Origin of the sequence: Klebsiella sp. P1927 (assembly GCF_018204675.1) — a bacterium.
In the GTDB taxonomy this organism is placed as follows: domain Bacteria; phylum Pseudomonadota; class Gammaproteobacteria; order Enterobacterales; family Enterobacteriaceae; genus Klebsiella; species Klebsiella pneumoniae.
Genome location: NZ_CP073377.1, coordinates 3,347,770 through 3,371,984 on the forward strand (window position 1 = coordinate 3,347,770; position 24,215 = coordinate 3,371,984).

Consider the following 24,215-nt stretch of genomic DNA (forward strand, 5'->3'; position numbering starts at 1 on the left):
CTTTCACCTTTCCTGCGGCCGGCGGCGGATATCACCTGGCCGGAGCAGCAGTGTACACGTAATCAGCGCGTTGCCCACCCCTGCTTATGCAGATAGTCAAGAATAAACGGACGACTCTCTTTCACGATAGTGCGCCGGATATGGTCGCTCCAGGTATCGCGGCGGGCGTTGCTGCCGCGCGACAGATAATAGTGCGCCAGCTGTTCGTCATACTCCGCCAGCAGCGCGTTATCCAGCGGCTGATAGCGGTTCTCATGCACCAGCATGGCCGCCGGCATCCGCGGCTTGATGTCCGGGTTATCCGCCGGCCAGCCAAGGCAAAGACCGAACAGCGGCAGGACGTGCTGCGGCAGCTCCAGCAGCTCTGTGACGGCCTCAATGCTGTTGCGCAACCCGCCGATATAGACGCCCCCTAGTCCAAGGGACTCGGCGGCGGTCAGCGCGTTTTGCGCCAGCAGCGCCGTATCGACAACGCCGATCAGCAGCTGTTCCGCCAGCCCCAGCTGCGCCTGTGGGCAGATCTGCAGGTGGCGATTAAAGTCGGCGCAGAAGACCCAAAACTCCGCCGCCTGGGCGACGTGCTGCTGGCCGCCGGTCAGCGGGACCAGACGTTCACGCAGGGCCGGGTCAGTAATACGGATGATGGAGGTGCACTGTAAAAAACTCGAGGTAGATGCCGCTTGCGCGCTGGCGATAATCGCCGCGCGCTGTTCGTCCGCTCACGGGGGCATCGGTGAAGTGGCGGATAGAACGGTGGCTGCGCAGCAGCTCAATGGTCGGCGTCATTTCGTTTTTCTCTGTCAGACAAGGATTCAGGCTTAGGAGAGTGCGTTAACTGCGGGGCCACGATCTGCGCCACCCGCCACATAACGACGAGGGCGGCGGGGATCATCAGCACGATCCCGGCAAAGAGCATCACCAGCGCCGCGGTCGGGCTGGCAATGGGCGCAGGCAGCTGGACATACTGGTTAAGGGAGAGCCAGGCGAGGGTTAACAGCCCCATCCCGAGGATCTCAACCAGCAGAATGCTTTTCGGCAATGGGGCAAATTTTCGCATCACGCCTCTCCGGTTGATAAACGCGGCGCGCCAGCCAATTCCACCGCGCCGTCGGGCCAGTATACGTGTTTTGACAGTCCGACATTTATCAAACATAGCCGTAAACCATCGAAGTAAAAGGCAGAACCTTCTTTCCCTCCCCGCCCGTTGCAGGCATCATAAGCGCCATTCGCCATCCGGCTGAGGTTTAAGGAGAGAAGCAATGTTTACCGTTATTTTTGGTCGTCCAGGCTGCCCTTACTGCGTTCGCGCTAAAGAACTGGCAGAAAAACTGACCAACGAGCGTGATGATTTCAACTACCGCTACGTGGATATTCATGCCGAAGGCATCAGCAAAGCTGACCTGGAAAAAACCGTTGGCAAACCGGTTGAAACCGTGCCGCAGATTTTCGTCGACCAGAAACACATCGGCGGCTGCACCGATTTTGAAGCCTGGGCAAAAGAGAATCTCGGCCTGTTTGCCTGAGTCAATTTATTTGCTCGATGAATGACTGCGCCAGGTATCAAGCCAGGCGCAGATAAACAAAAAGCACAATGCCCCAAGCGCGCACCAGAACACGGCGCTCAACACCCACGCCATCTCCTGCCAGAACGTCCGGTGGGTCACGAAGAACAGCCGCATCGTCACCATGCAGACCGGCGCCGCCAGTATCGCGCCGAGCAAAGGACGCAGCACCCGCCGTCCAGGAGAGAGACAGCTCGCCGCCGCCCCTGGCAGCAAAAAGAAGAGCAGGCCCAGCTCCGGGTTGCCGCTGGCGCGAAATGCCCCTTTCATATGTAACAACAACGATAAGCACACCACAATGAACAGAACGAAGCCACAGATAATGCCGGCCCAACTACGCTCAGATTTCACCGTATCCTCCTGATGTTGCCTCTAACTCACGTCCACGTCGCCCAGTCAGATAAAGCATTTCGGCAATCCATGCCAATAACTCCCCTACCAGCCTAAAAACGATTGTCACTAGCCGCCGCATCCAGGAAGGATTAAACTAGCGGTATATTTTTGCTGGTTATAACAGGGTGCCAGAATAGGTTCGCGACAACGCGAACGCCTGAGCAACCTTAGACCAAATAACCATTTCCTTCAACAACTTACTAGTAAATGAGAAGTTGGCTTTCGTGAATATAAACGTCGCAGATTTGTTAAACGGGAATTACATCCTGTTATTATTCGTTGTACTTGCATTAGGACTATGCCTGGGAAAACTGCGTCTCGGCTCAGTACAACTTGGTAATTCCATTGGCGTTTTAGTCGTTTCTCTATTATTAGGCCAGCAGCATTTCGCGATTAACACCGATGCCCTTAATCTCGGCTTTATGCTGTTTATTTTTTGCGTTGGCGTAGAAGCCGGGCCCAACTTTTTTTCTATTTTTTTCCGCGACGGGAAAAACTACCTGATGCTGGCGCTGGTGATGGTCGGCAGCGCGATGCTGATCGCCATGGTGCTGGGTAAAGTGTTCGGCTGGGATATCGGGCTCACCGCCGGTATGCTGGCAGGCGCCATGACCTCCACCCCGGTGCTGGTGGGCGCGGGCGACACCCTGCGCCATTTCGGCCTGCCCAGCGATCAGCTGGCGCAGTCGCTTGACCATCTGAGCCTCGGCTATGCCCTGACCTATCTGGTTGGTCTGGTGAGCCTGATCGTCGGCGCCCGCTATATGCCCAAGCTGCAGCATCAGGATCTGCAGACCAGCGCCCAGCAAATCGCCCGCGAGCGCGGCCTCGATACCGATTCCAAACGTAAAGTCTACCTGCCGGTGATCCGCGCCTACCGCGTCGGCCCGGAGCTGGTGGCCTGGGCGGATGGCAAAAATCTGCGCGAACTGGGTATTTACCGCCAGACCGGCTGCTATATTGAACGCATTCGTCGCAACGGCATTCTGGCCAACCCGGACGGCGACGCGGTGCTGCAGATGGGTGACGATATTGCGCTGGTGGGCTACCCGGACGCCCACGCCCGCCTCGACCCGAGCTTCCGCAACGGTAAAGAGGTGTTCGACCGCGATCTGCTCGACATGCGCATCGTCACTGAAGAGATAGTGGTCAAAAACCACAACGCCGTCGGCCGCCGCCTGGCGCAGCTCAAGCTTACCGACCACGGCTGCTTCTTAAACCGGGTTATTCGCAGCCAGATCGAGATGCCTATCGACGATAACGTCGTACTGAACAAAGGCGACGTGCTGCAGGTCAGCGGCGACGCCCGCCGCGTAAAAACCGTGGCCGACCGCATCGGCTTTATCTCCATTCACAGCCAGGTGACCGATCTGCTGGCCTTCTGCGCCTTCTTTATCGTTGGCCTGATGATCGGCATGATCACCTTCCAGTTCAGCTCCTTCAGCTTCGGCATCGGCAACGCCGCCGGCCTGCTGTTCGCCGGCATCATGCTTGGCTTCCTGCGCGCCAACCACCCAACCTTCGGCTATATCCCGCAGGGGGCGCTGAACATGGTGAAAGAGTTTGGTCTGATGGTGTTTATGGCCGGAGTCGGTCTCAGCGCCGGGGCCGGGATCAATAACGGGCTGGGCGCCGTCGGCGGCCAGATGCTGGCGGCAGGGCTTATCGTCAGCCTGGTGCCGGTGGTGATCTGCTTCCTGTTCGGCGCCTACGTGCTGCGCATGAACCGGGCGATGCTGTTCGGCGCCATGATGGGAGCCCGCACCTGCGCCCCGGCGATGGAGATCATCAGCGATACCGCGCGCAGCAACATTCCCGCGCTCGGCTACGCAGGCACCTACGCCATCGCCAACGTGCTGCTTACCCTTGCCGGGACGCTCATCGTGATCATCTGGCCAGGGCTACAATAATTTTTTGAGAAAAAAGCCGTCACAGGCAGAACTTTTTCTCAGGGCATCAGTCATAAGTAATGCCACTGCTTTTCTTTGATGTCCCCATTTTGTGGAGCCCATCAACCCCGCCACTTCGGTTCAAGGTTGATGGGTTTTTTGTTGCCTGAAATTTATACCGTTTAAAATCATGATGTTAGAAGCACTTTTTTTAACGATGGCGACAAAATGGCGGCAGCGTCAAAGAGAGAGCGCCACCTGTCCTGATTTCATTGGATGCGGCTGAACCGGATTTGACTCTTTTGGCGTTGCAATCGAACGAACAAAAGTTTCATGGGTAACAAAAGTATGGCTGCAGTTAATGTTCTGGCACTGGTTGTAACGCTCTTTGGTCAATGAAGATACCTGAAAACTGCTGCGAGTATGGGCGGCACTTCCACACAGTGGGCAAATCATCATTTTTTCGAGTTCTCCCCATTTTTGCTAAATTCACAATAATGATACCGCATTATTCCATTTTGAAAACTTAAAAGTTCTCCATTGCGAAGAATCATTCCATTTCGAAATCATCAATCTTCACTTCAAGCTCCAGACTGGTCGTAAAACCGTTATCCGGGCTGACAGTATGCGTCAGGGTGGTAATAGTCCATTCCGCATCATCTATCGGCTGTTTAAAGCCACTGACTTTCACTGGCATTTCCGTGTAGAGATCTGCCCGCCCTTCCGCCAGTTGTAGCGAGAATGACGCAACGCCGCGTTGCAGGCGTTCCCACTGCATTTTCGCCGCTCGTTCGGCGTTGCTCCGGTTGGCATAAGTGCGATTAAGTACCAGCACATTTTCATCCGTACCCACCAGGTAATCGCCCTGCTTCGCTTCCGGCTCTTTCTTCTGCTTCTTAGTTCTGCGCTTACGCTTCACCGTGGTGCTTTCTTTCTTCGCAGGTTCACGGGTATGCAACCAGCTGGCAATTACGCCCGTGTAGGCTCCGCGATCTGCCAGGGTAAAGCGGTGACTGTCGCCGTCCTTGCGTGTGATAGTGATCACTGGCAGTGGTTTACCAGTGGCGCTTTTGCCCTGCCCCTGCCGGATGAATAACAGATTGCCATTTTTCACCGACGCGATGGCACCGTACTGTCGCGCCAGTCGCATCAGAAAACTGCCGTCACTCTCATTAGTCTGGTCTATATGCTCCACGGGCTTATCCGACAGCTCTTTACCCAGTGCCATCTTCAGCTTGTGCCGCGCGGCTATTTCCTTCACCACTTCCCCGATGGTGGTGTTATGCCACGATTTTTCACGGCGGGTATTCAGGGTTTCCCGAAAATCAGCACTTCGCGCCCGGATAGTCAGGCGGTCCGGTGCGCCAGTGTGTTCAATCTCGTCCACCGTGAATGCCCCTTTCGGGAAAAGCGGCTGCCCCTTCCAGCCCAGCGCCAGCGTAATGACCGCACCACGGCGCGGCAGCACGATTTTTCCATCGGCGTCGTCCAGCTCCAGATCAAGCTGGTCCGCTTCAAATCCCCGGTTATCCGTCAGCGTCAGCCCCATCAGGCGGTTGTCCAGCACAGTGGTGATATCCCTGCCTTCAATACTGATGCTGAATGCCGGAGTTTTGTTGCCTTTGTTAAGCAGTTCAGAGCTGAAATTCACGACAGCAGCCCTCCCACCGTTTTACTGATATCGCTTAAGGCAGATGTTTCCGTTCCCTGCAGATTATTCAGTTGCGCACTGAGATCACCGAACATATCGGACAGGGATTCATCCACGCGTTTTAGCGACAGGGTGAACTCAATCCTGCGCGGCATACCGTCGCGGAAAAACTCCGTTTTAGTCTGATTCAGTCCCTCAATCACATACATGCCGTAAATCGTGCCGCTGCCTTCAATCAGGGGCCACGCCTTCCCCTGCTCTGCCATCAGCTCCAGCGCCAGCAACGACAACCGGCCGCCGGTCACTTCCGGCATGAGGACGCCGGAGAGCGTCAGCTGATCGTTATCTGGCCCCAAAAATTGCGTTGTCGGACGGCGATTAACGCGGTTGTTGGTCACATGGCGCCAGTTCCGCTGATACTGCAGTTGCTGATAGGGAACCGTGCGCAGCTGAAACACAAATAAGCCCAGGACCATCATCATGAATCGTACCCCCCTTGATCACTGAAATTGCTGCGGGCCTTCGCCTTCATGCGTCGCTCGCGCGCATCAAGCTGCCGTGCAACTTCCTGCGCAATATCCTGCGCACTCTGACCGGGCAGAGCCTGGATAATAATTTGCGCATGGGTTTCAAACTGGAATACAGGCTGGCTGCCTGCTAGCTTATCAGTTACAGGACGGTATGAAGCTGCCGGCAGACTCATGGGATGAAGCGGGGCGGCCTCTGCTGGCATTGCTCCCCCCATCATTCCGGCGACTACGGACGCCAGCGCGGCCGTTCTCCTGCGGCTGGTCACATAGGCCGGGCCGTTAATCAGCTCCGGGCCATTCTCGCCAGCAATGCCCACCTTCCCGTGTGGAATATAGCCGCCGCCGTCATACATCCCCGCGAAAAATCCGCTCGGCCCTTTCTGCTGAGGTGCGCCTGGCGATTTGTCCCCGCCGGTCATCCAGTCCGGCAGATAGCTTTTGACCGATGCCAGCTTGCTCTTAAGCGTTTCCCACTTCTCATTGATACCGCTCAGGATGCCGTCAATGATCGCCCCGCCCACTGCTTTAAACTTTGCGGCCAGCGCGGCAACATCACTCAGAATTTCATCCCATTTGCTGCTTATGGTCTGCTTAATCACAGTCCAGGCTACTGACACCCCTGACGTGATGGCATCCCAGAGTGCTTTAAACTTCGGCCCCAGCGTTTCCCAGTTCTGCCAGATATAGATGGCTCCCATCGCAATCAGGCCAACTATCGCCAGAATGGGGTTAGCCATCATCAACCGGCCTAACCAGATGACCGCCTGGCCTGCACCGCCAATTACTCTTGTGACCAGACCAAACGCAGAAGCAAATATCAGCTGGAGAATGCCAGCACTTACCCGCAGTACCGCCATAGGACCCAAAATGGATGCCAGGGCCAGTGACACCACACCCGCTGCGGTAGCTACCACGGCAAATACGGCCGCAATTTTAAATAGCGCCGCCGTCAGTTGCGGATGACGCTTCACAAAACCATCCAGCGCGGACGCCAGATTACCCAGCCAGTCCGCTATATTTTTCAGCACTGGAGCGACGGTTTCTCCGATGCTTGCCATGGCGTTAGTAAAAGAGCCGCCAGCGGCTTCCCATTTGTTGCCTAAGGTATTCAGGGACGCCTCGACGCGCTCGCGCAGAGTTGCCTGGCTCTCCAGTTTAGCGACGGTTTCACGATAGCCCGCCATGCCTTTTGACATCATGGTATTCAGCGCTTTTAGCACCTCATTATCATTACCAAACAGGGCTTTCATCGTTGCAAATTTCGTTTCAGGATTTAGTTTTTCAAGCTTTTCTAACTGCGCGTACATCTTTTCCAGACCACCAAATCCGCCTTTCCCGTCGGAGAAATCGAACTTGATGCCCTTTCCTTTCAGCCCGTCGTTTATGCCCTTAATATTTTTCGCATCCAGCGTGGCCTGAAAAATTTTACGGTAGGCATTACCCGCTGACTCTCCAGCCATCCCCGCCTGATCGGCCATGACGAGAAGCGGACTGAAGGTTTTTGCAGCATCCAGGCCCTTCTGCTTGATAATGTCCATAGCGCTGCTGATATTTGCGAAACCCTGCAGCATATTCCCGGGGTCTACGCCCGCATAAAAACCACGCTGGATAAGATCCATCAGGCTCATCATGTCTTTTTCGGTGGTCTGCGTGGCGTCCTGCAATTTTGCGGCAAACTCTGCAGCCTCCGTCGGCGCCATCTGCAGCTGCACGCCAAGGTAAGCCGCCGACTCACCCAGCCCGCCCAGGATAACCTGCGCTGACATCCCCTGACGACGTAACATGGTCATCATGTTCTGAAAGTCTGCCGTGGTGCCGGGCAGCCGGTCACCCAGGGCTATTGCCAGTTTGTTTAGTTTCATGAACTCAGGCGCCACCTTTCCGCCCGGCCCCATCATTGAGCCTGCCAGCTGGTTTGCGGCGTTCTCTGATTCCGAGTAGGCGCGAATAGGCGCCAGCAGCGTCGCGCCCGTTGTCACCCCGGCGGCCATCATCCCGGCACCGTTCCCCGCCAGGTTGTTACGCACGTCGCGCATCTTGTCAGCTTTGGCCCTGATCGCATTCAGCTTGCGCTGGCGCTCGCCCACGTCCCGCAAGCGCCGCTCCTGCTCTGCCAGCTGCTGGTTATAGCGATCAGTTTCGCGGGTAATGCGGGCTGTTTCACGGGCACCGCCGCCCGCAGAGATGCCAAGGCGGTACAGCTCCGCCCTGGTTGCCGCCATCTGCCGCGTTTCCTGCTGCTGCTTTTGTTCCAGGCGTGATACGGCGCGCCATTGCGCCTCAAGCGCCTGCGTCTGTTTTTTCGTGGGGGATTCGAGCGCTGCCAGTTCGCGCGTCATCATCTGCGCACGCAGCCGCGCCTGGTCCAGCTCGTTGCTGGTCCGGTTCAGACTCTGTGAGAGTTGATCAAAAGATTTTAACTGGCTCCCCGCGTCGTTAAGCCGTTTAAGCTGATCACGGGTCTGCCGGATGCCGGAGGCCAGCTCCTTCGAGCCAGCCAGCGCATTTTTTAAAGGGCGGGTGAGTTTATCAACCGCATTCAGAACCACCTGCAGGCGCAGGTTTTTATCACTCATCGCTGGCCCCGCTACGCATTATCGCTCTGTGCCGCCACTCCAGCACTTCCGTCAGCGGCATAACGTCAGTGACGGACGGCGGCCAGTGAAAGATCGTGGCGATATCCGCCACCAGGTCATCTACCGTCAGGCTGTCGGCAAATCGGCAAGTGCCGACTTCGGCAACAAAAAAAGGACCACCTCGACAGACATCGCGGCCAGGTCTGCCGGGTCGAGGTCCGCCATTTCCTGCGGGGTCAGCGTTGGCGTGGAGATGCGGGGGATCACGGTCATCATTGAGGCCACGTCCATCTCCATCACCGCCTGCAGTCGCGTACCGCGCAGCGCGCCGGATTGCGGCTTACGCAGCATAATTTCCGTAATCGTGGTATCACCACGCTTAATCGGGCTATCCAGTTTCACCGTTGCTTCTGTTTTCTCACTCATGCTCTTTTCCTGTTATGGGTTGGCTGGCGCGACCTCGCGCGCCAGGAAAAAATTACAGACCGATGGCGTTACGGTGTTCTTCCATCAGGTCAACACCATCAACAACTTCAATCATGTTGATCGCATCGACCTCATAGAGCACTTCACCGTTAATGGTCAGCTTCGCGTAACAGTTAACGCTGCTGACCTTGGTGGAATTGCTCTCGCCGGTTTTCCACTCGCCGGAATCCACCTCTTTGTGGCGCCCACGGACGACCAGCTCAACGGCCTGAACTTCGCCGGTGTCGTCACGCTGAATAGACCCGGTAAAGCGCAGCTGCACGCCGTCCACCGTGGCTTTGCCCATCTGTTTAAACAGAAGCGCCTCAGTGCCGCCGATGGTCATTTCCGTATCCAGCGCGCCATCATCCAGCCCCAGATCAATACCGACTGAACCGGGCATACCGCCGCCGCGGTAGTTTTCCAGCTTGCGGGTGAATTTCGGCAGGGTGACGGATTCAGCAATGCCCATCCAGTTGTTACCGGCATTAAAAATATTCAGGTGTTTTAACTTGCGTGGTAAGGCCATGGGTCCCCCTTATGCGCTTACGCGGGTGGTGAAATCCACCAGGTAACGGTCAGTGATGCGCTGGCGCAGCATCAGGTTTTCCAGTGGAGGCACTGGCGTATAGTCGTAGTCGATCCAGAGTTTCCCGGCTTTCAGCGTGTCTTTGTCATTCACACTGTCATCAATCCAGCAATCACCGCCAATGAGGTAGCCCTGATTTACCAGGCTGCGCATTTTGGCGCGGATACCTTCGATAATGTCGCGAGCCAGCGAAGGGTTAAGCGGCATGTCCACCGCCCACATATGCGCCTCCGCCATGGTGTCTGCCAGCACCTGCGCGGTACGGGTGTAGTTTTCAAACTGGAATAACGGGTCATCGCTCAGGCAGCGGGAACCCCAGAAGCGGAAACCATCCTTGCGGATCAAGGTGGTGACGTCGTTCTGGTTCAGCAGTCCGGCATCGGTTGCCGGGTCCTGCAGATCCCAGAACACATCCGCAGACAAGCCGGTTACGCCGTTGACGCCCACGTTAGAAAGGGTTTTGTGCCAGCCGGTCTGCTCGTCGATTTTTGCACGCAGACCCAGCGCGCGGGCAGTGGCGTAAGCAGTCGCATCCGCCTGCAGCACCGTGTCAAAGTTGATGAAATCAGGCCAGATCAGCATCCCTTCTCGCTGACTGAAATTTTCGCGGTAGGCAATCGCTTCTTCCACGGTTTTACAACCGTAGGCAGACAGGTACGCAAAGCCGCGCAGGCTCTGCGCCACGCTTAACAGTTCAGTGGAAACAGCCTGCGTGTCATGGCCCGGCACACCAAGAATGCGCGGCTTTAAACCCAGCTGCGACTGCGCCGAAAGCAGCGCTTTGATGCCCGTTTTCTTACCGTCAGCGGTTACGCCGCCGATAATATTGGAGGTGGTTTCCGCTTCGGTTTCGCCCTGGGCAACACGCACCACAACGGTGACGGGTTTTGCCTGGTCTGCGATGGCATCCAGTGAGCGGGCCAGCGTGCCGGACTCGCCCGCTTTACCGCTGGCGGTCAGTACATCGGTAAGCAGAACCGGCTTATTGAGCGGGAACACTGAGGCATCGGCATCATCGCCGGTGCATACCATGCCCACAATCGCCGTGCTCACCGTCGTGATAGAGCGGGTGCCGTCGTTAACTTCAACAACACGCACGCCATGGTGATAGTCTTGCGCCATGAATGAATCTCCTGTTTAGGGGTTCACCCATGGTAGGGAAATCATGCACCGCAAGCCGTTGATGGCCGTTGTACCGTCAATGGCACAACCGCAGACAGAAAAAAGCCCCTTATCGGGGCAGACTGATACCGGGATTTATCAGGCAACGCGGCTCCAGCACATCAGCAGTGTGTGGGCTTCAACCACGCTGAATGATTTCCCTTCACCGAGGTTATCGGTTTTGCCGGTGGTCGTGTGTTTGTGGGCTGGCAAGTCCACAATATGGCTATGATCGGCCACCTCATCCGTATAATTTCTGGTGCGGCGGCTGTCGTTATCCGAACCGACTATGTAATTATCATCCCAGGCCTCGCCAGGGGCGAGCATTCCGCCTTTGTGTTTATGCCGTCCCGCCTCCCTGGTGGTCAGCTCCTGCCCGGGGAGTTCACTGGTTTCGCCACTGACGTTAACCTGCACAGCGGGCAGGTTAGCCTGCTGGAGTGTGACAGTATCGCTGCCGCCTGTCTGCCCGACGTCCGAACCGTCAGCCCTGCCGACGCGGATCGTTTTGTTTTCGCCGGTGTACACCCATTGCGACCACGGCCAGCGCTCATTGGGATTGAGGTTCTGGTTAAAAAAGCGGGTGGTGCCAACCGGATTATCATCTTCCCAGAAATCTCGCTTTGCCGCCGTTATAGCATCAGCAATCACCTGCTGAATATTCTTGTCTAAGTTACCTACAATTTCGTCGGCGTAATCCTTTGCCTCACCCTTAGCCTTATCAACCTCAGTTATCGTTGCCAGAATGATCGCCGGGTCAGTAATTAGTTGCACATCGGCAATATTGTTGACGGTGATGTAAATATTCACCGTGCTCATACGCCCTGCCCCTTGTTCCAGCAATGGCTTATAGGATGGAGGTAAACTTGCTACGGCCAGACAGATCCCTCTGTCATCAAATAACGCCGCTTCACGCAGCCACCATCCGCCAACCTGGGGCATCATCAGCATTTCTGCCCGGATGACATTTCTGTCCAGATCAGCAATAACCAGCCTGTTTAACGGAGCGCGGTAAACTTCATTAACTAGTCCCTGCATTCCGTCAGGATTAATATTATTACCGCCACCATCTCCAACAGCCATTTCAGTAATAGAGATTGGTTCATTATTCATGACTGCGCGAGTCATGGCATTAACTCCCGCCGCGGTCAGTTTTGTATAAAAGGCTGTGCTCATCTCTTATCCTTTTCTGTCTGGCGCCTCGGCTATTCTTGAGCTAAAACGTGATAGCTCAGGGTATATCCATCACTAGCCGATAATGCGGCCTGGCTGTTTTTATCCTCATTTATCCATCCGCTGATAATGTCATCCCGTTCGTACTGGTTCAGATTTACCCAGTTTTCAGATACACGCGAAAAAGTGACCATGCTGCCATTAACTGTTTCAATGCGTACTTCTACGGTTGTCATACTGCCTGCCCTCTTAAAGCCATGATGTTTTTACCCAGCGCGACAGCCGTCAGAGTGTCGCCTGCGGTAAATTCTTTTTCCCATGCACCAAAGAAAGCCAGATCACCTTTCATCATTGATGAACCGGCAGCACTGGCACCCAGCATTAGCTTGTTTCCCGCCACGTTTAACAGATAACCCGCAGGGCTTGCAGCAATTGCAGTCCCATCTGACAACGTTAATTTGTGATTGCGGTTAGGAGAAATGACACCGCATGCCACATACCATTGCCCCGCAACAATCGTCTTACCTTCCTGAAAATAGATACCCTGACTACCGTCAGGCCAGCCGACACGAAGCTCAAGCCGCTGACCGGCAGGGTTAAACGTAATGGCGTAACCATGGCCTGTACCTGGTGTCAGATCCCTGCAGTCAAGCACGTACTGAAATACATCAACTGCGCTTAACCGAAATGCAGTAAGAAAAGACAGTCCGGACAGTCCGGACTTTGCAAACGTAGTCTGGCTACCGGCGGAACCAGGAAATTCAAGTCCATACCCTTTCAGGATCTGCACACCTTGCTGCACGCTGAAACCATGTCGTGAGTTATCTACAGGAGTCAGTAAATCAAAAGCCACGATCGGGTTTGCAATTGCTGCCAGTGGTGACTTTACTGGTTCAAAATATTGCTTTTCCCAGTTAGTAATAACACCGTCCGAGTTAAGTAAAATACGCGTTCCGTTTCCCATTTATTATTCCTCAATAAAAGCTTTTGCAGGAAGGTTTGGTGCTTTAGCACTTTCTCCGATCATTTCGTTTCCTGAACCACGTAACGTACCTGGATAGGTTGCACCACTGGCCGGGTTCAGCCATGAACAGCCCGTCACCAGCGTTTTATCTGCTGCGAAATAGGTCACACCCGCCGCATCAGGTATCAGCTCAATATCAGCACCAGTGACCCGGCAGCGGTTGCTATTGCCGTTGGTGTAGACCCGCGCCAGCTTGCCGCCATGAATATCGACAACAGCTTTTGCGCCAGGAGCATGGATAATTGCCGGGATACAATTTTCCAGGATAATCCGCGGTATCCAGCTGTAATCACTGTTCAGGTAATCAGCGGTCCAGGTTGCCGCGTTTCCCGGAATATCGACGGTCTGGGCTGCAGCCAGCTCGATAGACGGATTGTTGATAACGCTGTGCAGGTTGCGCAGCGTTATGCGGGCGTTCGTCCCGTCGCTGCCCTTTTTGTTGCGTGAGCCCACAGTGTTCTGATAGAGGTCGGCAGGCAATTTGATGCCGCACATCACCGCGTTCTGCGTGGGCTGAACGTTAATAGCTGTCATTCCGTCAACGGTGATATTGTCGGGTAGCAGCGTTTTACGTCCGGTTACCGAGTAGTCGGTAAACTGAGAACGTAAGGCCGTAACAGCGCAGAACTCAAAATTGTCATTCGGTCTTCCGGTCTGGATGCCGGCAAGGTCAAACACGACATTGCGAATTCTGATAACGGGGGGTAATTTGCTGTCAATCCCCTGATCAAGAGAGTTGGCTGTATCGATAATTCTGACAAGGTCAAATGACCGGGTCGTGTTGTACCATGCGGGTAGCCCTCTGTCCCACATCACCGTGACACCATCAATATTGAGAATGCCATCACAGTCACTGGCATAGTCCTGCCTCATGCCGATGGCGTAGTTAAGGAAATACTCCACTGCATCGCCACTGGTACGGGTGATATACAGCCGAAGTTTCTCTATCGACCACTCATTACCTCCCTGCAGGTTGATTTGCCTGCCTTTCACAGTCAGATCTTTGAAGAAAACATCGTACCCGAAGCTGTGGAAATCAACGCGGTTAAACGTATTTCTGTTGCCGTATAAACCCTTTATTCCGTGATGCCCCTGTAACCCCCAGCCATGCAGTCCGTAATAGTTATCGATATGCACGTTACAGGTATCACGAATGCAAATGACATATGAACCGTTCTCGGCCGGGTGACAAGTGGTTTCTCCGTATTCGCAAAATACGTCAAAAACCTCTCGCGCAGAAATAACCACGCGGCTTTCGAGGCTTGTTGCGTTAGTCTGCCATGACGTATGCACCAGATTTTTAATGCGCACCATCGGCCTGGAGACTTCGATATTCAGGAATCGACGACTGTCGCCCAGTTCAATAAAATGCGGGCATTTAAATTCCAGAAAATCATCTTCTTTCTGTATAATGGCGGCATATCCAATCGTCCCGTCTGGAATGTCTTTCACAATCCTCTCGGTCAATGCGCCATTTTTTCCAATACGTGAAAACTCTCGGTATAACACGCGGTCACGCGGCTTATTCCTTTCTCCATTGCGGTAAATTTCCACTTCATGCGACAGCGCATAGAACATCCCACCGTAATACGCGTACAGTTTCGGATAAGGCAGGTACTGAGAGCCTTTTTTCAGATACTTTGAATACGTTGCGTTAAATGTCGCTAACTCTTCAGCTGTCAGTTCAATACGCGGTTTACCTTTTATGTTGAACATGCGCATCGGTTCAGGTGCTGAAGGGTCAAGCAGTCGTAAAGGTCCCCAGCGTATCTCGTTCACACCGGAATTTGCAGAGGTAAGAATTATCGCCCCTGACAGGTCGGTATTTGTTCGTACTTCTGCTTCATGATCAACCAACATCAGGAATGCACCGTCATTCTGACGTACGGGGATTTTCATGATGTTCGCAAAGCGGTGAGCCGCCTGGATAGCTTTATCTGCTGCCTCCACTCCTGCGAGGTATGCTATTGCTGATGACCTGTTCCCCATTGCCAGTGCAACCTGTACGGACAACAGAGTCGCTGCGGGTATTCGCGGCGCAAGAAACATATCATAGGAAACAAAATCAGCCTGTCGATACCATCGACGCCCCAGCACATCGACCAGTATCCCTCCGGGGATCTCCTCCGATGTGGTGTCATCCGGATTAACAACAAAACGACCGCCAGCGCGTTTCCCAACTACGTCACGCACTGTCGCTGTACCTGAATACATTCGAATTGAATCATAGTCAGGAGCTGTATCACCTGGTTCAATAGAACCGCCACCGCTCCCCCCCTCACCAAAACCGATCATTGTGCCGTCATCTTTTTGACCACACATCACTAACCCGTTGCGGTAGTAAATAACAAATCTCCAACCTTCTGGAGGATTATTATCAATTATGCTGCCACCAAACTCTAACCCGGAATCTGAGGAGTATAGCTTTTCAAATTCATCAGCGTATAAGCGTCCATTTTTATAGCCCAACGGAGAAAGCCCATTATCGAAAACGACAGAAAATGGGTTATCTCCCTGATCACTAATCAGGTTGCTCAATATTTTGACTAACTCTGTGCCAGGCTGCCATGCAACCGGAACAGCATCACCATCATCATTCCGATAATAGATAAAAGAGTTTTCGCTATCGATCCCCTGAGCAACACGAAATAGCTGGCCGTCATGGGTTTCAGCGATTCCAGCTAACTTTCCTTCCGGATCATTTTCAGTTTTATAAAATGTGAATTCGCGGTAATCCGGAATAGATTCAACAACGTTTTTTAGATACCGGGTACGTTCTGCCAGCGTCTTCGCCTGCATATTCGCTATACCACCGACACCACCTTCTACTTTATCACCACGCGCGATCTGATAGACCTCATCTTCCCAGCGCGGCAATTCTTTTATGCTCGCCATATCATTCCTCATACTGATAATTGCCGTCATGGAAAATCAGGCCATCGTAAAAAATATCGTTGCCCGGCTTATATTGCTGCGGATAAACACTTACTTCGTCGCCAATAATTGCGGCAGCACCAAGATGCGCAATACCGCGAGAGGTAGTAGACAATGTCATCTGAGAGATGTGTCTGCTCGCCGGTTTGGCATCACCTATAATCCTCTCAAGCTCATAAATCATCGGCTCAGTGATGCCGATTTCATTCAGATCGATCTCAAGCCGAAACGTCCCGGCGGGGTCGGCCACCTCCCACCATTCCTCAATGGTCATCGAATACCCCAGCCCCTCGATCACCCGCTTAACTGCCGCCACCGTTCCTTTTCGCTGATGGATCCAGAACGCATCACTTACTGCCTGCCGCTTAGCGGTTTCTGTCCAGGTTTCCTCCCATCGATCAACGGAGAAAGCCCAGGCCAGGTACGGCAGAAACTTTGCCGGGCATTTCCACGGGTTCCACAGGTCACGCAGCGGCACGTTTAAATCACTGATACCTGAACAGGCTTGCGCCAGCCTGCGCTCCAGCGCAGACGACCCCGGCGGCAACAGGCTGCTAGTCATCAGAGCCACCAATTTCTGCTTTAAAATCGGTGCAATATGACGCCTGCGTTTTATCTAGCACCATGTCCGTCAGTGGCTTTATCAGTTCGACGCGCTGGACACCCTGAACATGCAGCGCGGCATAGATCGCGGACAACCGCACATCACGCCCCAGGCGACGCTGCTCGTTGATGTATGCCGTGCCCTGCGCTTTCGCTGCCGCCAGGATGGGTTCCTTAGCCGGGCCGGGGTAGACATAAAGAACCGCATCAATTTCATAGGGGACAATCTCAGCAGATCGGACGCTCACCCGATCCGCCACTGGCCGCACAGCCTCATCATTCAGGGCCTCACCGACGACCTGCAGTAAGTCTTCAGGCGCAGTACCATCGCCGTCGCGGGCCAGAATAGTCACCACGACTTCTGCCGGTGACGGGCTGAACGCTGACGCATCCGCCACCCGACCATCCGAGCTAAGCGCGTGATATTCATAGGCTCCGACTGGTCCGGCAACGCTCATCCCCTCAAATGCAGCAGGAATGCGCTGGCGATAATCCGCGTCAGATTCCATTACCGCCTCCGTGGGTGGTGTTGTGGTGTCATCTGCAGCTGTAATCACCCGGCGCTGTACGTTGTTATTTGCGCCTAAATTGTCCAGGTCATCCCCGCCGGAATAGGCCACCATCACGGCTCTCGCTGCCTCGTTAATCCTCTGGCGCAGCAGCAACTCCCGGTACACATTTTCCTGCAGCATTTTCACCACCGGCTCAGACTCAAGCGTTAAGGTGCGGGCCACGGCCTCCTGTTCTTCTGCCGGAAATAACGCGACAAATTCAGCCTTGCGCTCAGTCAGCAGGGTTTCAAAATCCGGCACATCCACAATTTGCGGCGGCGGCAGCTGGGAAAGGTCAATAACGGCCATTGCCTGCTCCTGTCGATACGGAAAGGGACACGGGCACGCCGTCATTACGCTGGCCTGCCAGCTCAATAACCATTGCGCCATCCATGTTGCTGCTGTTAACCGTGATGGTGTCCAGTTGCAGCCGCGGCTCCCAGCGCCGCAGCGCCACATACACCGCAGCCATGATTTGCAGGCGCAGCGCCGGGTTTTGCGGCTGGTCAATGAGCGCTGAAAGCAGGGAACCATACTCCCGGCGCGCAAGCCGGCTCCCTTGCGGGGTCAGCAAAATGTCACGCACCGACTGACGCAGGTGGTCAGATTCCGTAATAGCTCTGCCGGTATCGCGGCTCATCCCGATATAGAGCGTCAAAATGGGTCTCCTGTCGTTCCGCCACTGTCGCCAGGGTGTTTATGCTTATCAGCAACGACGCCGTTTGACGTCATCGCGCCGCCGCCGTGGGTCACATCGCCATTCAGGATCACATTGCTGTTAATACGGGTGGTGTCAGCCTCGATCACAAACTCACCGGTTTTGCAGGAGACAACCTGCGAAGACTCAATCAGCACGCTTTTCACGCCGCGAATAATCCAGCGCCCGGTGGCGGGGTCGTATTCGAACCAGCCGCCATCCTCGTATGCGGTCACGTCCGCACTTTCAGAGTCTGACGGCGGCGGGCAGGCGTTGGAGTAGATGGCCGGAAGCGCAAAGGCTGTCTCCAGATTGCCGCCCAGGCTGAACAGCACCACCTGCTCCCCTGGAGACGGGCACCACCAGGTGCGGGATTTACCTGCACGGTAGGTCAGCCAGTTAATCCAGTTGGTTTCGAGGTCGCCCGTTTTCACCCGGCACAGCCAGCTGTCCCGGTCCACTTCGGTCACAATGCCGGTGCGGATCAGATTAGTGATAAGGCGCATGATTTCGGTTAGTTGAGTATTCATCCAATCAGGATGACTGTTTGTCGACTTTTTAGATAGTTCAGGTAGATTGTATGAACAACAGTACAATACTTCTGGTACAGCAAGAGAGAAAGATATGGACGAAGAACAAAAAATTTATTTAGAAACTTTAAAAGAGTTAAACACAAGAAGTATTAGCACAAGAAGAATAACAATCACTTTTATATACATTCTTTTGTTGGCCACTGCCCTAGTATTAACCGGAATCTTCGCAATCAAATCAAAAAACAACAACCCAATAACAAATTTCATATCAAGCATGATTGATGGAAATAATGAACTATATCAAGCAACCACTATTCTAAATAACTACACAAAAGCCTTAGAGGCCTTTTTCAATACAAAAACACAAAACCTACATGACAAAAATAATAGCGTTAGCGATGCCAACACCGCTAGGGAAAGTGCGAATAAGCAGGTCATTTCTTCCCAAGCTGACTCGTTGATTAAAATTTCGCGGATCTGGGCCGATTTTTTTCCCGCAAACACATCGAATCAGCCTATTTAGGCTATTTTTTCCACCATTTCTGGCGTTATTTCCGGTTTTTACTGAGATCTCTCCCACTGACGTATCATTTGGTCCACCCGAAACAGGTTGGCCAGGGTGAATAACATCGCCAGTTGGTTATCGTTTTTCAGCAGCCCCTTGTATCTGGCTTTCACGAAGCCGAACTGCCGCTTGATGATGCGAAACGGGTGCTCCACCCTGGCACGGATGCTGGCTTTCATGTATTCGATGTTGATGGCCGTTTTGTTCTTGCGCGGATGCTGCTTCAAGGTTTTTACCTTGCCGGGACGCTCGGCGATCAGCCAGTCCACATCCACCTCGGCCAGCTCCTCGCGCTGTGGCGCTCCTTGGTAGCCGGCATCGGCTGAGACAAATTGCTCCTCTCCATGCAGCAGATTACCCAGCTGATTGAGGTCATGCTCGTTGGCCGCGGTGGTGACCAGGCTGTGGGTCAGGCCACTCTTGGCATCGACACCAATGTGGGCCTTCATGCCAAAGTGCCACTGATTGCCTTTCTTGGTCTGATGCATCTCCGGATCGCGTTGCTGCTCTTTGTTCTTGGTAGAGCTGGGTGCCTCAATGATGGTGGCATCCACCAAAGTGCCTTGGGTCATCATGACGCCTGCTTCGGCCAGCCAGCGATTGATGGTCTTGAACAATTGACGGGCCAGTTGATGCTGCTCGAGCAGGTGGCGGAAATTCATGATGGTGGTGCGATCCGGCAGGGCGCTATCCAGGGATAATCGGGCAAACAGGCGCATGGAGGCGATTTCGTACAGGGCATCTTCCATGGCACCGTCGCTCAGGTTGTACCAATGCTGCATGCAGTGAATACGCAGCATGGTCTCCAGCGGATAGGGCCGTCGGCCATTGCCCGCCTTGGGATAAAACGGCTCGATGACAGCGGTCATATTCTGCCATGGCAGAATCTGCTCCATGCGGGAGAGGAAAATCTCTTTTCGGGTCTGACGGCGCTTAGTGCTGAATTCACTATCGGCGAAGGTGAGTTGATGGCTCATGATGTCCCTCTGGGATGCGCTCCGGATGAATATGATGATCTCATATCAGGAACTTGTTCGCACCTTCCCTAGAAATGATAGATTCAAGTTACAACCTGATGATTTAATTTACCTCAAAAAAGACAAGTCAGAAAAAATAGCCGATTCAATAGCCTCTATATTAATTAGCTTTTCCGTTCTTTTATTTATAGGATATGTAACACGCATATTTGTTATTTTTACCAAATATTACATGCAACTTAGCAATGATTATGAGAACCAAAAGATAGCATATATGCTATCTCGGGGAGATATATCAAAATTCTCGTCTACTCTAGATGCCTTAAGGAATCACAATATCAGCTTTGATAAAACCCCGCATCCTCCACAAGAAAAATTAATTGCAGGGCTAACAGAGGCTATAGCAGCACAAACAAAAAGTAAATTTAAAAATGAAAATTAATTAAACAACCATCTATATAAACTATTGTGAATTAACTCAATGACATGATGATTAGCTCCTAGTAATCGTCGATGCGGATAAGTAATCACAGGGCCTTTACGGCTGACCCGATCACGCAAGCCATAGTGATGCACACGGGCTATGCGCTGCACACGGCTCTCAAACTCGACGCTTGCCGAGTCCTGGCTGGCGACGGCTTTCAGGTATTTTGTTGTGCGGAGTTTTGCAAACATCTGCCGACGGATGCGGCCCTGTTTCGTTCTGGCCGTCACGCGACGCGGCTCGTAAGCCGTCCCGTCCGGGTTGCGCTGCATCCTGATATTTTTCTGCTGGTTGAGGCGCAGCTGCTGCGCCAGCTCCCGCATCATGCGCTTACGTGCGGCAGGCTCCAGACCCGCCAAGAGCGCATCTAACCAGGCGTCAACTTCCTGCAGATCAGCCACGGCTCACCGCCCACATTTCGTCCGGTTCGTCCGGTTCCGGCACTGCTTCGACGCTGGACACGTCACCGTCAGCGCTGACTATCACACGCTCTGTCAGTTGCAGGTTCAGGCTGATATCACAGATATCATTGCGCAAAATATCGACTTCAAAGGAAAGCAACTTTTCCCGCAGCTCCGGGTTATGAATGGCATCCGGCTGATTCTCCATGAGCCAGGCCACCACCGGCGCCATCAATAACCCCTGATCGCCGCTGAAATCCACAATCACCACATTCAGGGTGTAACGATATTCCCATGAAAGTGACGCTGCCCCGGTTGCCACCACCGATCCGTTATCAACGAACAAATGCAGCTTATCCGGGTTATCACGGACATATGGCACCGCGTTATTCAGGGCGCGGCGTAAGGATTGAGGCTTGTTCACTGTTTCGCTCCTGACAGGAAATTATCGTGTCCACTTTATCGGCGCAGACCGCCCAGGCCGCCTCCGCTTCATCCAGCGCGGTCAGCAGATCGCCGTTAGTGCGTGCCACCGACTTTTCCAGGCGGCACTGCGTCACTCTGGGACAACCATTCACGGTAAGCAGCACCTCCGGCGAGGGCTGGACGTTCGCGCATCCTGATAACGTCAGCAGGCAGAAGAGTGTCAGCCCAGCGGCGTAAATCCTCATTTTCACGTTTTAACTCCTCAATTCTGCGCTGACGGCTTCGCAGCAGCGCGTTTGTACTTTCTGCCACCGCGTAAAGCCTTGCCTGTTCCCGGTTATTGGTTTCGGACAAGATGGACAGGGCGATCAGCTGGCTGTTCGTCTTTGCCAGTTTTTCGCCTGTCGTTTTCAGATCCCGCCCTTGCCGCTCGATGGTCTGGCTGGCCTCCTTCATCCGCCATGACTGCCAGCCAAGCGCCAGCACTACCAGCGCCAGAATTACCGCCAGCGCCTTCGTCATACCGTCACCGGCTCCGCATCAATAATCTGCGCACGCAGAACCTTAAGCGCGGCCAGCGTCAGCAGATAAAATACCAGGGTGACAACGTGGCCCGTAAAGGGGAGAAAAATCACAAGTAGTGAACACCTGGCCCATCGGATCACCTGGTTTCCTGGCGTGCTGAAAAAGCGCGTCAGCGCCTGCTTTGCCTCCCGCCGATGAGTGCCGCCCGCATACCATCCAGCCAGGCATAGTAGCACCGCTCCCCAGCTCAGCAGGCAGGCTATCCAGGTCAAGGCTGTAACCAGTGCCGGAACAATATTGTTTGGAACAAAGAGACTAAAAATCATCAGAGCCGTGTACAGCACCGAAAATAACCCACCGATCAGTTTCTTTTTCATTTCGTTACGCTCCTTTTAAGCACCAGGACAGCTCCCGCGCGCGGCGGTTGTCCAGTCCCGGATTAAATACGCCTTTGACGTATACCCAGCGTGGCAACTGATAGCAGGCCTCGCGCCAGCGCTTCTGATTGATAAACTTCACCATGGTTGAACCGCAGGCATTGCCGGTTCCCACGTTGAAGGCCAGCGATACCAGCGCGTCATAGACGTTCTGCGGTACGCTCACCAGGACACAGCGATCCAGCGCCTTCTCCACCCTTAAAACGTTGGTGATGAAACTCCCGGCGGCCTGCCGTTCCGTGATGGTCTTCCCCGGCACCACGCCGGACGTATTGCCAATGCCATCGGTCCACACCCCCGCATCACACTGATACGGCTGCAGGCGGCAGCCCTCGTAATCGGCTATCAGCTTCAACCCTTCCATTGAGGTATGAAGTTGCTGAAAGCCCGGCAGGGTGGCGGCAATCGCCAGCACCGCCCCTACCAGGCAGCGTTTAACGGTTGAAGGATTCATATTCCCCCCGTGTAATTTTTCCGCCGCGCAGCAGCTGGTAGGTTTTGTGTTTGTAGTACCAGTTGATGGCCAGCATCAGCACGCCAATCAACACACCGCCCACTGTCGACACATCCTTAAGCGATAAATCTCCCATCCATGCCAGCAGTACAGCGATGCAGTACGTGATGAAGGCGCTGATCCGTTCAAGCGTCATATTTCAGTCCCATAACTGGACGGTCTGCACCGTGGAGGTGGTGGCAATATCCGGCAGATCCACCTGCAGCCCGTGTGGTAAGAACGGGCCGTGCTCAGCCAGCCCCGGATTTGCCTGCAGTACCTGCTCCGTGACGCCCTGCGTGCGTCCGTAATGACGCCAGCAAAGCGCGTCCACCGTGTCACCCTGGTACGCACGCACTTTCATCAGATCAGCTCCACTGTGCAGTGCGGCGCATCCTGCACCCGGCTGACGGCCCAGCGGGCGTCACGCCACAAATCACCGCTGGCTTCTGCCAGTTCTTCGCCGCGCTTCACACCGGATGCCGTGGCGTCATAGTCCTGGTATCGTTCGTTGAGCATGGCGCGTGCCCAGCAGTAAACCGCGTTGAAATAGTGCTGAATGCGCTCACTTTTCCCGTCCAGCTGTTCTGCCGGAACCTCTGCCAGCGAGGCATACCCCAGCATCTGCTGGCGTCTGCGAAACTCATACAGCTCTGCGTTGACCTCCGAAATTGCCGACAGCGCAACCTGCTTTAAACGCGGCTGCGTCACCGTGCCGTCAGTGCGCATCACGCTGCGAAACTCCGACAGGTCCACATCAGGCCAGAACGGCGTATTTCTGATGATTTCCGCCTGTTCCGGTGCCTGTTCTGGCGCAACAAACTTCATGCTGCTTTCTCCTGAAATAGAGGGCGGTGGACGGGGTTTTGATGTGGCGGTGCCTTTCGCCACCCCGTGCCGCCCGTGCGCGGGGGCACGTTCTGTCAGCGGCTGTCATTGCGCAGTCTGCGCTCCAGCTGCTGTTTGTCTTTTTTCACGCCACAGCGGGGATCGAGCTGTAACGCATGGTTAAGATGATTAAGGGCGGAAGCCGGATTGCTTTCACTCAGGACAGCGCCAATCGCTTTATGCAGACGCGCCCGTGACTGGTCCGGCATATCCAGACCGTCTGTCAGCTCCAGCGTCTGCAGCAACAGATCGGCATCAAAGCCGGTGGCGGCAAGCATTGCGCTCTGGGCTGCATCTGCCATTTCCTCTGCCAGCACGGTCTGCACGTTGCGGTTACCCAGCGGCATCACCCAGCCATGACGCAGGGCATGACGCCCGATCTCCAGCGCCCCGGCATAATCTCCGGCATCAATGCGCCACAGCATCACGTACATCAGCACGTCATCCTGTTGAGCGCCTCCGGCAGCCAGGACGCCCTCCGCCCAGGCGGCATATTTCGGCAGCAGCTCCACCTTTATTTCCGCTTTTTTCACCGTGGACTGAACGCCCTTGAGACGGCGGCGGTCTTCCGCCAGTTGCAGCAGCATCAGGTCATAGCCCGACGCGTGGCGAACACTGCCGCCTTCACGGGCGGCCTGTTCAGCCTGAACGCGCAGGCGATGCTGCCGTGCGGGACTCAGGCTCATAG

32 protein-coding genes and 2 pseudogenes are annotated in these 24,215 nt (G+C 54.3%); 3 read left to right on the top strand and 31 right to left on the bottom strand.

The window, feature by feature from the left end; all coding sequences use genetic code 11:
• Positions 1 to 62: 62 nt before the first annotated feature.
• Positions 63 to 786 (bottom strand): annotated as a pseudogene (gene nfsA, locus KB892_RS16975) (nitroreductase NfsA).
• Positions 770 to 1,057, bottom strand: coding sequence for a YbjC family protein (locus tag KB892_RS16980; RefSeq protein WP_002896354.1), 288 nt, complete (start codon positions 1,055 to 1,057; stop codon positions 770 to 772). Before KB892_RS16980 ends, nfsA begins: the two are co-directional and overlap by 17 nt.
• Before the next feature lie 202 nt (positions 1,058 to 1,259).
• Here KB892_RS16980 and KB892_RS16985 point away from each other — a divergent pair, with 202 nt between their 5' ends.
• Complete coding sequence (locus KB892_RS16985; RefSeq protein WP_002896352.1) at positions 1,260 to 1,523, top strand: GrxA family glutaredoxin; 264 nt, start codon at positions 1,260 to 1,262, stop codon at positions 1,521 to 1,523.
• Between the two features lie 6 nt (positions 1,524 to 1,529).
• Here KB892_RS16985 and ybjM read toward each other — a convergent pair whose 3' ends face one another.
• Positions 1,530 to 1,913, bottom strand: a complete 384-nt coding sequence (ybjM, locus tag KB892_RS16990; protein WP_002896351.1) for an inner membrane protein YbjM — start codon at positions 1,911 to 1,913, stop codon at positions 1,530 to 1,532.
• 266 nt (positions 1,914 to 2,179) lie between these two features.
• Here ybjM and KB892_RS16995 point away from each other — a divergent pair, with 266 nt between their 5' ends.
• The gene (locus KB892_RS16995; RefSeq protein ID WP_004179131.1) at positions 2,180 to 3,865 is read left to right on the top strand and encodes an aspartate:alanine antiporter; all 1,686 of its coding nucleotides are present in this window, start codon (positions 2,180 to 2,182) and stop codon (positions 3,863 to 3,865) included.
• 219 nt (positions 3,866 to 4,084) lie between these two features.
• Here the strand turns inward: KB892_RS16995 and KB892_RS17000 are convergent, their stop codons facing one another.
• From KB892_RS17000 to KB892_RS17090, 18 genes are all read right to left on the bottom strand, one after another.
• Positions 4,085 to 4,303, bottom strand: coding sequence for an ogr/Delta-like zinc finger family protein (locus KB892_RS17000; RefSeq protein WP_000972391.1), 219 nt, complete (start codon positions 4,301 to 4,303; stop codon positions 4,085 to 4,087).
• Between the two features lie 91 nt (positions 4,304 to 4,394).
• Positions 4,395 to 5,495: a phage late control D family protein gene (locus KB892_RS17005; RefSeq protein ID WP_002896225.1), complete on the bottom strand. Its 1,101-nt coding sequence runs from the start codon at positions 5,493 to 5,495 to the stop codon at positions 4,395 to 4,397.
• Positions 5,492 to 5,977 carry a phage tail protein gene (locus tag KB892_RS17010; protein ID WP_002896224.1) on the bottom strand — a complete coding sequence of 162 codons (486 nt, stop codon included), beginning with the start codon at positions 5,975 to 5,977 and terminating at the stop codon, positions 5,492 to 5,494. The genes KB892_RS17005 and KB892_RS17010 overlap by 4 nt, the downstream gene beginning before the upstream one ends.
• Positions 5,974 to 8,601 carry a phage tail tape measure protein gene (locus tag KB892_RS17015; protein WP_002896222.1) on the bottom strand — a complete coding sequence of 876 codons (2,628 nt, stop codon included), beginning with the start codon at positions 8,599 to 8,601 and terminating at the stop codon, positions 5,974 to 5,976. The genes KB892_RS17010 and KB892_RS17015 overlap by 4 nt, the downstream gene beginning before the upstream one ends.
• Positions 8,594 to 8,713 (bottom strand): GpE family phage tail protein, encoded by a 120-nt coding sequence (locus KB892_RS17020; protein WP_002896220.1) that lies wholly within the window; start codon positions 8,711 to 8,713, stop codon positions 8,594 to 8,596. Before KB892_RS17020 ends, KB892_RS17015 begins: the two co-directional genes overlap by 8 nt.
• 14 nt (positions 8,714 to 8,727) lie before the next feature.
• Positions 8,728 to 9,027, bottom strand: coding sequence for a phage tail assembly protein (locus tag KB892_RS17025; RefSeq protein WP_002896204.1), 300 nt, complete (start codon positions 9,025 to 9,027; stop codon positions 8,728 to 8,730).
• 52 nt (positions 9,028 to 9,079) lie between these two features.
• Positions 9,080 to 9,595, bottom strand: coding sequence for a phage major tail tube protein (locus KB892_RS17030; protein ID WP_002896201.1), 516 nt, complete (start codon positions 9,593 to 9,595; stop codon positions 9,080 to 9,082).
• A 9-nt stretch (positions 9,596 to 9,604) separates the two neighbouring features.
• Positions 9,605 to 10,777, bottom strand: coding sequence for a phage tail sheath protein (locus tag KB892_RS17035; RefSeq protein ID WP_002896193.1), 1,173 nt, complete (start codon positions 10,775 to 10,777; stop codon positions 9,605 to 9,607).
• Positions 10,778 to 10,915: 138 nt separating this feature from the next.
• The gene (locus tag KB892_RS17040; RefSeq protein ID WP_002896191.1) at positions 10,916 to 11,992 is read right to left on the bottom strand and encodes a phage tail protein; all 1,077 of its coding nucleotides are present in this window, start codon (positions 11,990 to 11,992) and stop codon (positions 10,916 to 10,918) included.
• A 29-nt stretch (positions 11,993 to 12,021) separates the two neighbouring features.
• A complete protein-coding gene (locus tag KB892_RS17045) occupies positions 12,022 to 12,225 on the bottom strand; it encodes a hypothetical protein (protein WP_002896188.1) in 204 nt (67 codons plus the stop codon).
• Positions 12,222 to 12,953 carry a LamG-like jellyroll fold domain-containing protein gene (locus tag KB892_RS17050; protein ID WP_002896186.1) on the bottom strand — a complete coding sequence of 244 codons (732 nt, stop codon included), beginning with the start codon at positions 12,951 to 12,953 and terminating at the stop codon, positions 12,222 to 12,224. Before KB892_RS17050 ends, KB892_RS17045 begins: the two co-directional genes overlap by 4 nt.
• A gap of 3 nt (positions 12,954 to 12,956) precedes the next feature.
• Positions 12,957 to 15,908, bottom strand: a complete 2,952-nt coding sequence (locus tag KB892_RS31200; protein ID WP_004152882.1) for a hypothetical protein — start codon at positions 15,906 to 15,908, stop codon at positions 12,957 to 12,959.
• A 1-nt stretch (position 15,909) separates the two neighbouring features.
• The gene (locus KB892_RS17065) at positions 15,910 to 16,509 is read right to left on the bottom strand and encodes a phage tail protein I (RefSeq protein ID WP_004150856.1); all 600 of its coding nucleotides are present in this window, start codon (positions 16,507 to 16,509) and stop codon (positions 15,910 to 15,912) included.
• A complete protein-coding gene (locus tag KB892_RS17070) occupies positions 16,502 to 17,410 on the bottom strand; it encodes a baseplate assembly protein (protein WP_002896182.1) in 909 nt (302 codons plus the stop codon). Before KB892_RS17070 ends, KB892_RS17065 begins: the two co-directional genes overlap by 8 nt.
• Positions 17,397 to 17,759 (bottom strand): GPW/gp25 family protein, encoded by a 363-nt coding sequence (locus KB892_RS17075; protein WP_032441567.1) that lies wholly within the window; start codon positions 17,757 to 17,759, stop codon positions 17,397 to 17,399. Before KB892_RS17075 ends, KB892_RS17070 begins: the two co-directional genes overlap by 14 nt.
• Positions 17,756 to 18,328: a phage baseplate assembly protein V gene (locus KB892_RS17080; RefSeq protein ID WP_002896177.1), complete on the bottom strand. Its 573-nt coding sequence runs from the start codon at positions 18,326 to 18,328 to the stop codon at positions 17,756 to 17,758. The genes KB892_RS17075 and KB892_RS17080 overlap by 4 nt, the downstream gene beginning before the upstream one ends.
• A gap of 373 nt (positions 18,329 to 18,701) precedes the next feature.
• Positions 18,702 to 18,911 (bottom strand): hypothetical protein, encoded by a 210-nt coding sequence (locus KB892_RS31540; protein WP_309242297.1) that lies wholly within the window; start codon positions 18,909 to 18,911, stop codon positions 18,702 to 18,704.
• Positions 18,893 to 19,873 (bottom strand): IS5-like element ISKpn26 family transposase, encoded by a 981-nt coding sequence (locus KB892_RS17090; protein ID WP_000019445.1) that lies wholly within the window; start codon positions 19,871 to 19,873, stop codon positions 18,893 to 18,895. Before KB892_RS17090 ends, KB892_RS31540 begins: the two co-directional genes overlap by 19 nt.
• 70 nt (positions 19,874 to 19,943) lie before the next feature.
• Between KB892_RS17090 and KB892_RS17095 the strand changes: the two are divergent.
• Positions 19,944 to 20,315: pseudogene (locus KB892_RS17095) on the top strand (hypothetical protein); the annotation flags it as partial.
• Here KB892_RS17095 and KB892_RS17100 read toward each other — a convergent pair.
• The 10 genes from KB892_RS17100 to KB892_RS17145 all read right to left on the bottom strand — a co-directional run bounded on the left by KB892_RS17100 (position 20,312) and on the right by KB892_RS17145 (position 24,213).
• Positions 20,312 to 20,758 carry a phage virion morphogenesis protein gene (locus KB892_RS17100; RefSeq protein ID WP_002896175.1) on the bottom strand — a complete coding sequence of 149 codons (447 nt, stop codon included), beginning with the start codon at positions 20,756 to 20,758 and terminating at the stop codon, positions 20,312 to 20,314. The pseudogene KB892_RS17095 and the gene KB892_RS17100 sit on opposite strands and share 4 nt — an antisense overlap.
• On the bottom strand, positions 20,751 to 21,182 hold the full coding sequence (locus KB892_RS17105) for a phage tail protein (protein WP_002896172.1): 432 nt from the start codon (positions 21,180 to 21,182) through the stop codon (positions 20,751 to 20,753). The genes KB892_RS17100 and KB892_RS17105 overlap by 8 nt, the downstream gene beginning before the upstream one ends.
• A complete protein-coding gene (gene lysC, locus KB892_RS31205) occupies positions 21,145 to 21,393 on the bottom strand; it encodes an Rz1-like lysis system protein LysC (protein ID WP_223174618.1) in 249 nt (82 codons plus the stop codon). Before lysC ends, KB892_RS17105 begins: the two co-directional genes overlap by 38 nt.
• On the bottom strand, positions 21,278 to 21,706 hold the full coding sequence (lysB, locus tag KB892_RS17115) for an Rz-like lysis system protein LysB (protein ID WP_002896168.1): 429 nt from the start codon (positions 21,704 to 21,706) through the stop codon (positions 21,278 to 21,280). The genes lysC and lysB overlap by 116 nt, the downstream gene beginning before the upstream one ends.
• Positions 21,703 to 22,086: a DNZ54_00345 family protein gene (locus tag KB892_RS17120; protein WP_002896163.1), complete on the bottom strand. Its 384-nt coding sequence runs from the start codon at positions 22,084 to 22,086 to the stop codon at positions 21,703 to 21,705. The genes lysB and KB892_RS17120 overlap by 4 nt, the downstream gene beginning before the upstream one ends.
• Before the next feature lie 4 nt (positions 22,087 to 22,090).
• Positions 22,091 to 22,600: a lysozyme gene (locus KB892_RS17125; RefSeq protein WP_002896161.1), complete on the bottom strand. Its 510-nt coding sequence runs from the start codon at positions 22,598 to 22,600 to the stop codon at positions 22,091 to 22,093.
• Positions 22,581 to 22,796 carry an HP1 family phage holin gene (locus KB892_RS17130; protein ID WP_002896158.1) on the bottom strand — a complete coding sequence of 72 codons (216 nt, stop codon included), beginning with the start codon at positions 22,794 to 22,796 and terminating at the stop codon, positions 22,581 to 22,583. Before KB892_RS17130 ends, KB892_RS17125 begins: the two co-directional genes overlap by 20 nt.
• Positions 22,797 to 22,799: 3 nt before the next feature.
• Complete coding sequence (locus KB892_RS17135) at positions 22,800 to 23,003, bottom strand: tail protein X (RefSeq protein WP_002896155.1); 204 nt, start codon at positions 23,001 to 23,003, stop codon at positions 22,800 to 22,802.
• Complete coding sequence (locus tag KB892_RS17140) at positions 23,003 to 23,467, bottom strand: head completion/stabilization protein (RefSeq protein WP_002896151.1); 465 nt, start codon at positions 23,465 to 23,467, stop codon at positions 23,003 to 23,005. The genes KB892_RS17135 and KB892_RS17140 overlap by 1 nt, the downstream gene beginning before the upstream one ends.
• A gap of 95 nt (positions 23,468 to 23,562) precedes the next feature.
• Positions 23,563 to 24,213 (bottom strand): phage terminase small subunit, encoded by a 651-nt coding sequence (locus KB892_RS17145; protein ID WP_000059191.1) that lies wholly within the window; start codon positions 24,211 to 24,213, stop codon positions 23,563 to 23,565.
• Between the last annotated feature and the right edge of the window lie 2 nt (positions 24,214 to 24,215).

Bases quoted from the DNA above. Each gene is read 5' to 3' on its own strand.
- KB892_RS16980 (WP_002896354.1), bottom strand. From the start codon at position 1,057: ATGCGAAAATTTGCCCCATTGCCGAAAAGCATTCTGCTGGTTGAGATC.
- KB892_RS16985 (WP_002896352.1), top strand. From the start codon at position 1,260: ATGTTTACCGTTATTTTTGGTCGTCCAGGCTGCCCTTACTGCGTTCGC.
- KB892_RS17000 (WP_000972391.1), bottom strand. From the start codon at position 4,303: ATGATGATTTGCCCACTGTGTGGAAGTGCCGCCCATACTCGCAGCAGT.
- KB892_RS17010 (WP_002896224.1), bottom strand. From the start codon at position 5,977: ATGATGATGGTCCTGGGCTTATTTGTGTTTCAGCTGCGCACGGTTCCC.
- KB892_RS17015 (WP_002896222.1), bottom strand. From the start codon at position 8,601: ATGAGTGATAAAAACCTGCGCCTGCAGGTGGTTCTGAATGCGGTTGAT.
- KB892_RS17025 (WP_002896204.1), bottom strand. From the start codon at position 9,027: ATGAGTGAGAAAACAGAAGCAACGGTGAAACTGGATAGCCCGATTAAG.
- KB892_RS17030 (WP_002896201.1), bottom strand. From the start codon at position 9,595: ATGGCCTTACCACGCAAGTTAAAACACCTGAATATTTTTAATGCCGGT.
- KB892_RS17035 (WP_002896193.1), bottom strand. From the start codon at position 10,777: ATGGCGCAAGACTATCACCATGGCGTGCGTGTTGTTGAAGTTAACGAC.
- KB892_RS17040 (WP_002896191.1), bottom strand. From the start codon at position 11,992: ATGAGCACAGCCTTTTATACAAAACTGACCGCGGCGGGAGTTAATGCC.
- KB892_RS17045 (WP_002896188.1), bottom strand. From the start codon at position 12,225: ATGACAACCGTAGAAGTACGCATTGAAACAGTTAATGGCAGCATGGTC.
- KB892_RS17050 (WP_002896186.1), bottom strand. From the start codon at position 12,953: ATGGGAAACGGAACGCGTATTTTACTTAACTCGGACGGTGTTATTACT.
- KB892_RS31200 (WP_004152882.1), bottom strand. From the start codon at position 15,908: ATGGCGAGCATAAAAGAATTGCCGCGCTGGGAAGATGAGGTCTATCAG.
- KB892_RS17065 (WP_004150856.1), bottom strand. From the start codon at position 16,509: ATGACTAGCAGCCTGTTGCCGCCGGGGTCGTCTGCGCTGGAGCGCAGG.
- KB892_RS17070 (WP_002896182.1), bottom strand. From the start codon at position 17,410: ATGGCCGTTATTGACCTTTCCCAGCTGCCGCCGCCGCAAATTGTGGAT.
- KB892_RS17080 (WP_002896177.1), bottom strand. From the start codon at position 18,328: ATGAATACTCAACTAACCGAAATCATGCGCCTTATCACTAATCTGATC.
- KB892_RS17090 (WP_000019445.1), bottom strand. From the start codon at position 19,873: ATGAGCCATCAACTCACCTTCGCCGATAGTGAATTCAGCACTAAGCGC.
- lysB (WP_002896168.1), bottom strand. From the start codon at position 21,706: ATGACGAAGGCGCTGGCGGTAATTCTGGCGCTGGTAGTGCTGGCGCTT.
- KB892_RS17120 (WP_002896163.1), bottom strand. From the start codon at position 22,086: ATGAAAAAGAAACTGATCGGTGGGTTATTTTCGGTGCTGTACACGGCT.
- KB892_RS17125 (WP_002896161.1), bottom strand. From the start codon at position 22,600: ATGAATCCTTCAACCGTTAAACGCTGCCTGGTAGGGGCGGTGCTGGCG.
- KB892_RS17130 (WP_002896158.1), bottom strand. From the start codon at position 22,796: ATGACGCTTGAACGGATCAGCGCCTTCATCACGTACTGCATCGCTGTA.
- KB892_RS17135 (WP_002896155.1), bottom strand. From the start codon at position 23,003: ATGAAAGTGCGTGCGTACCAGGGTGACACGGTGGACGCGCTTTGCTGG.
- KB892_RS17140 (WP_002896151.1), bottom strand. From the start codon at position 23,467: ATGAAGTTTGTTGCGCCAGAACAGGCACCGGAACAGGCGGAAATCATC.
- KB892_RS17145 (WP_000059191.1), bottom strand. From the start codon at position 24,213: ATGAGCCTGAGTCCCGCACGGCAGCATCGCCTGCGCGTTCAGGCTGAA.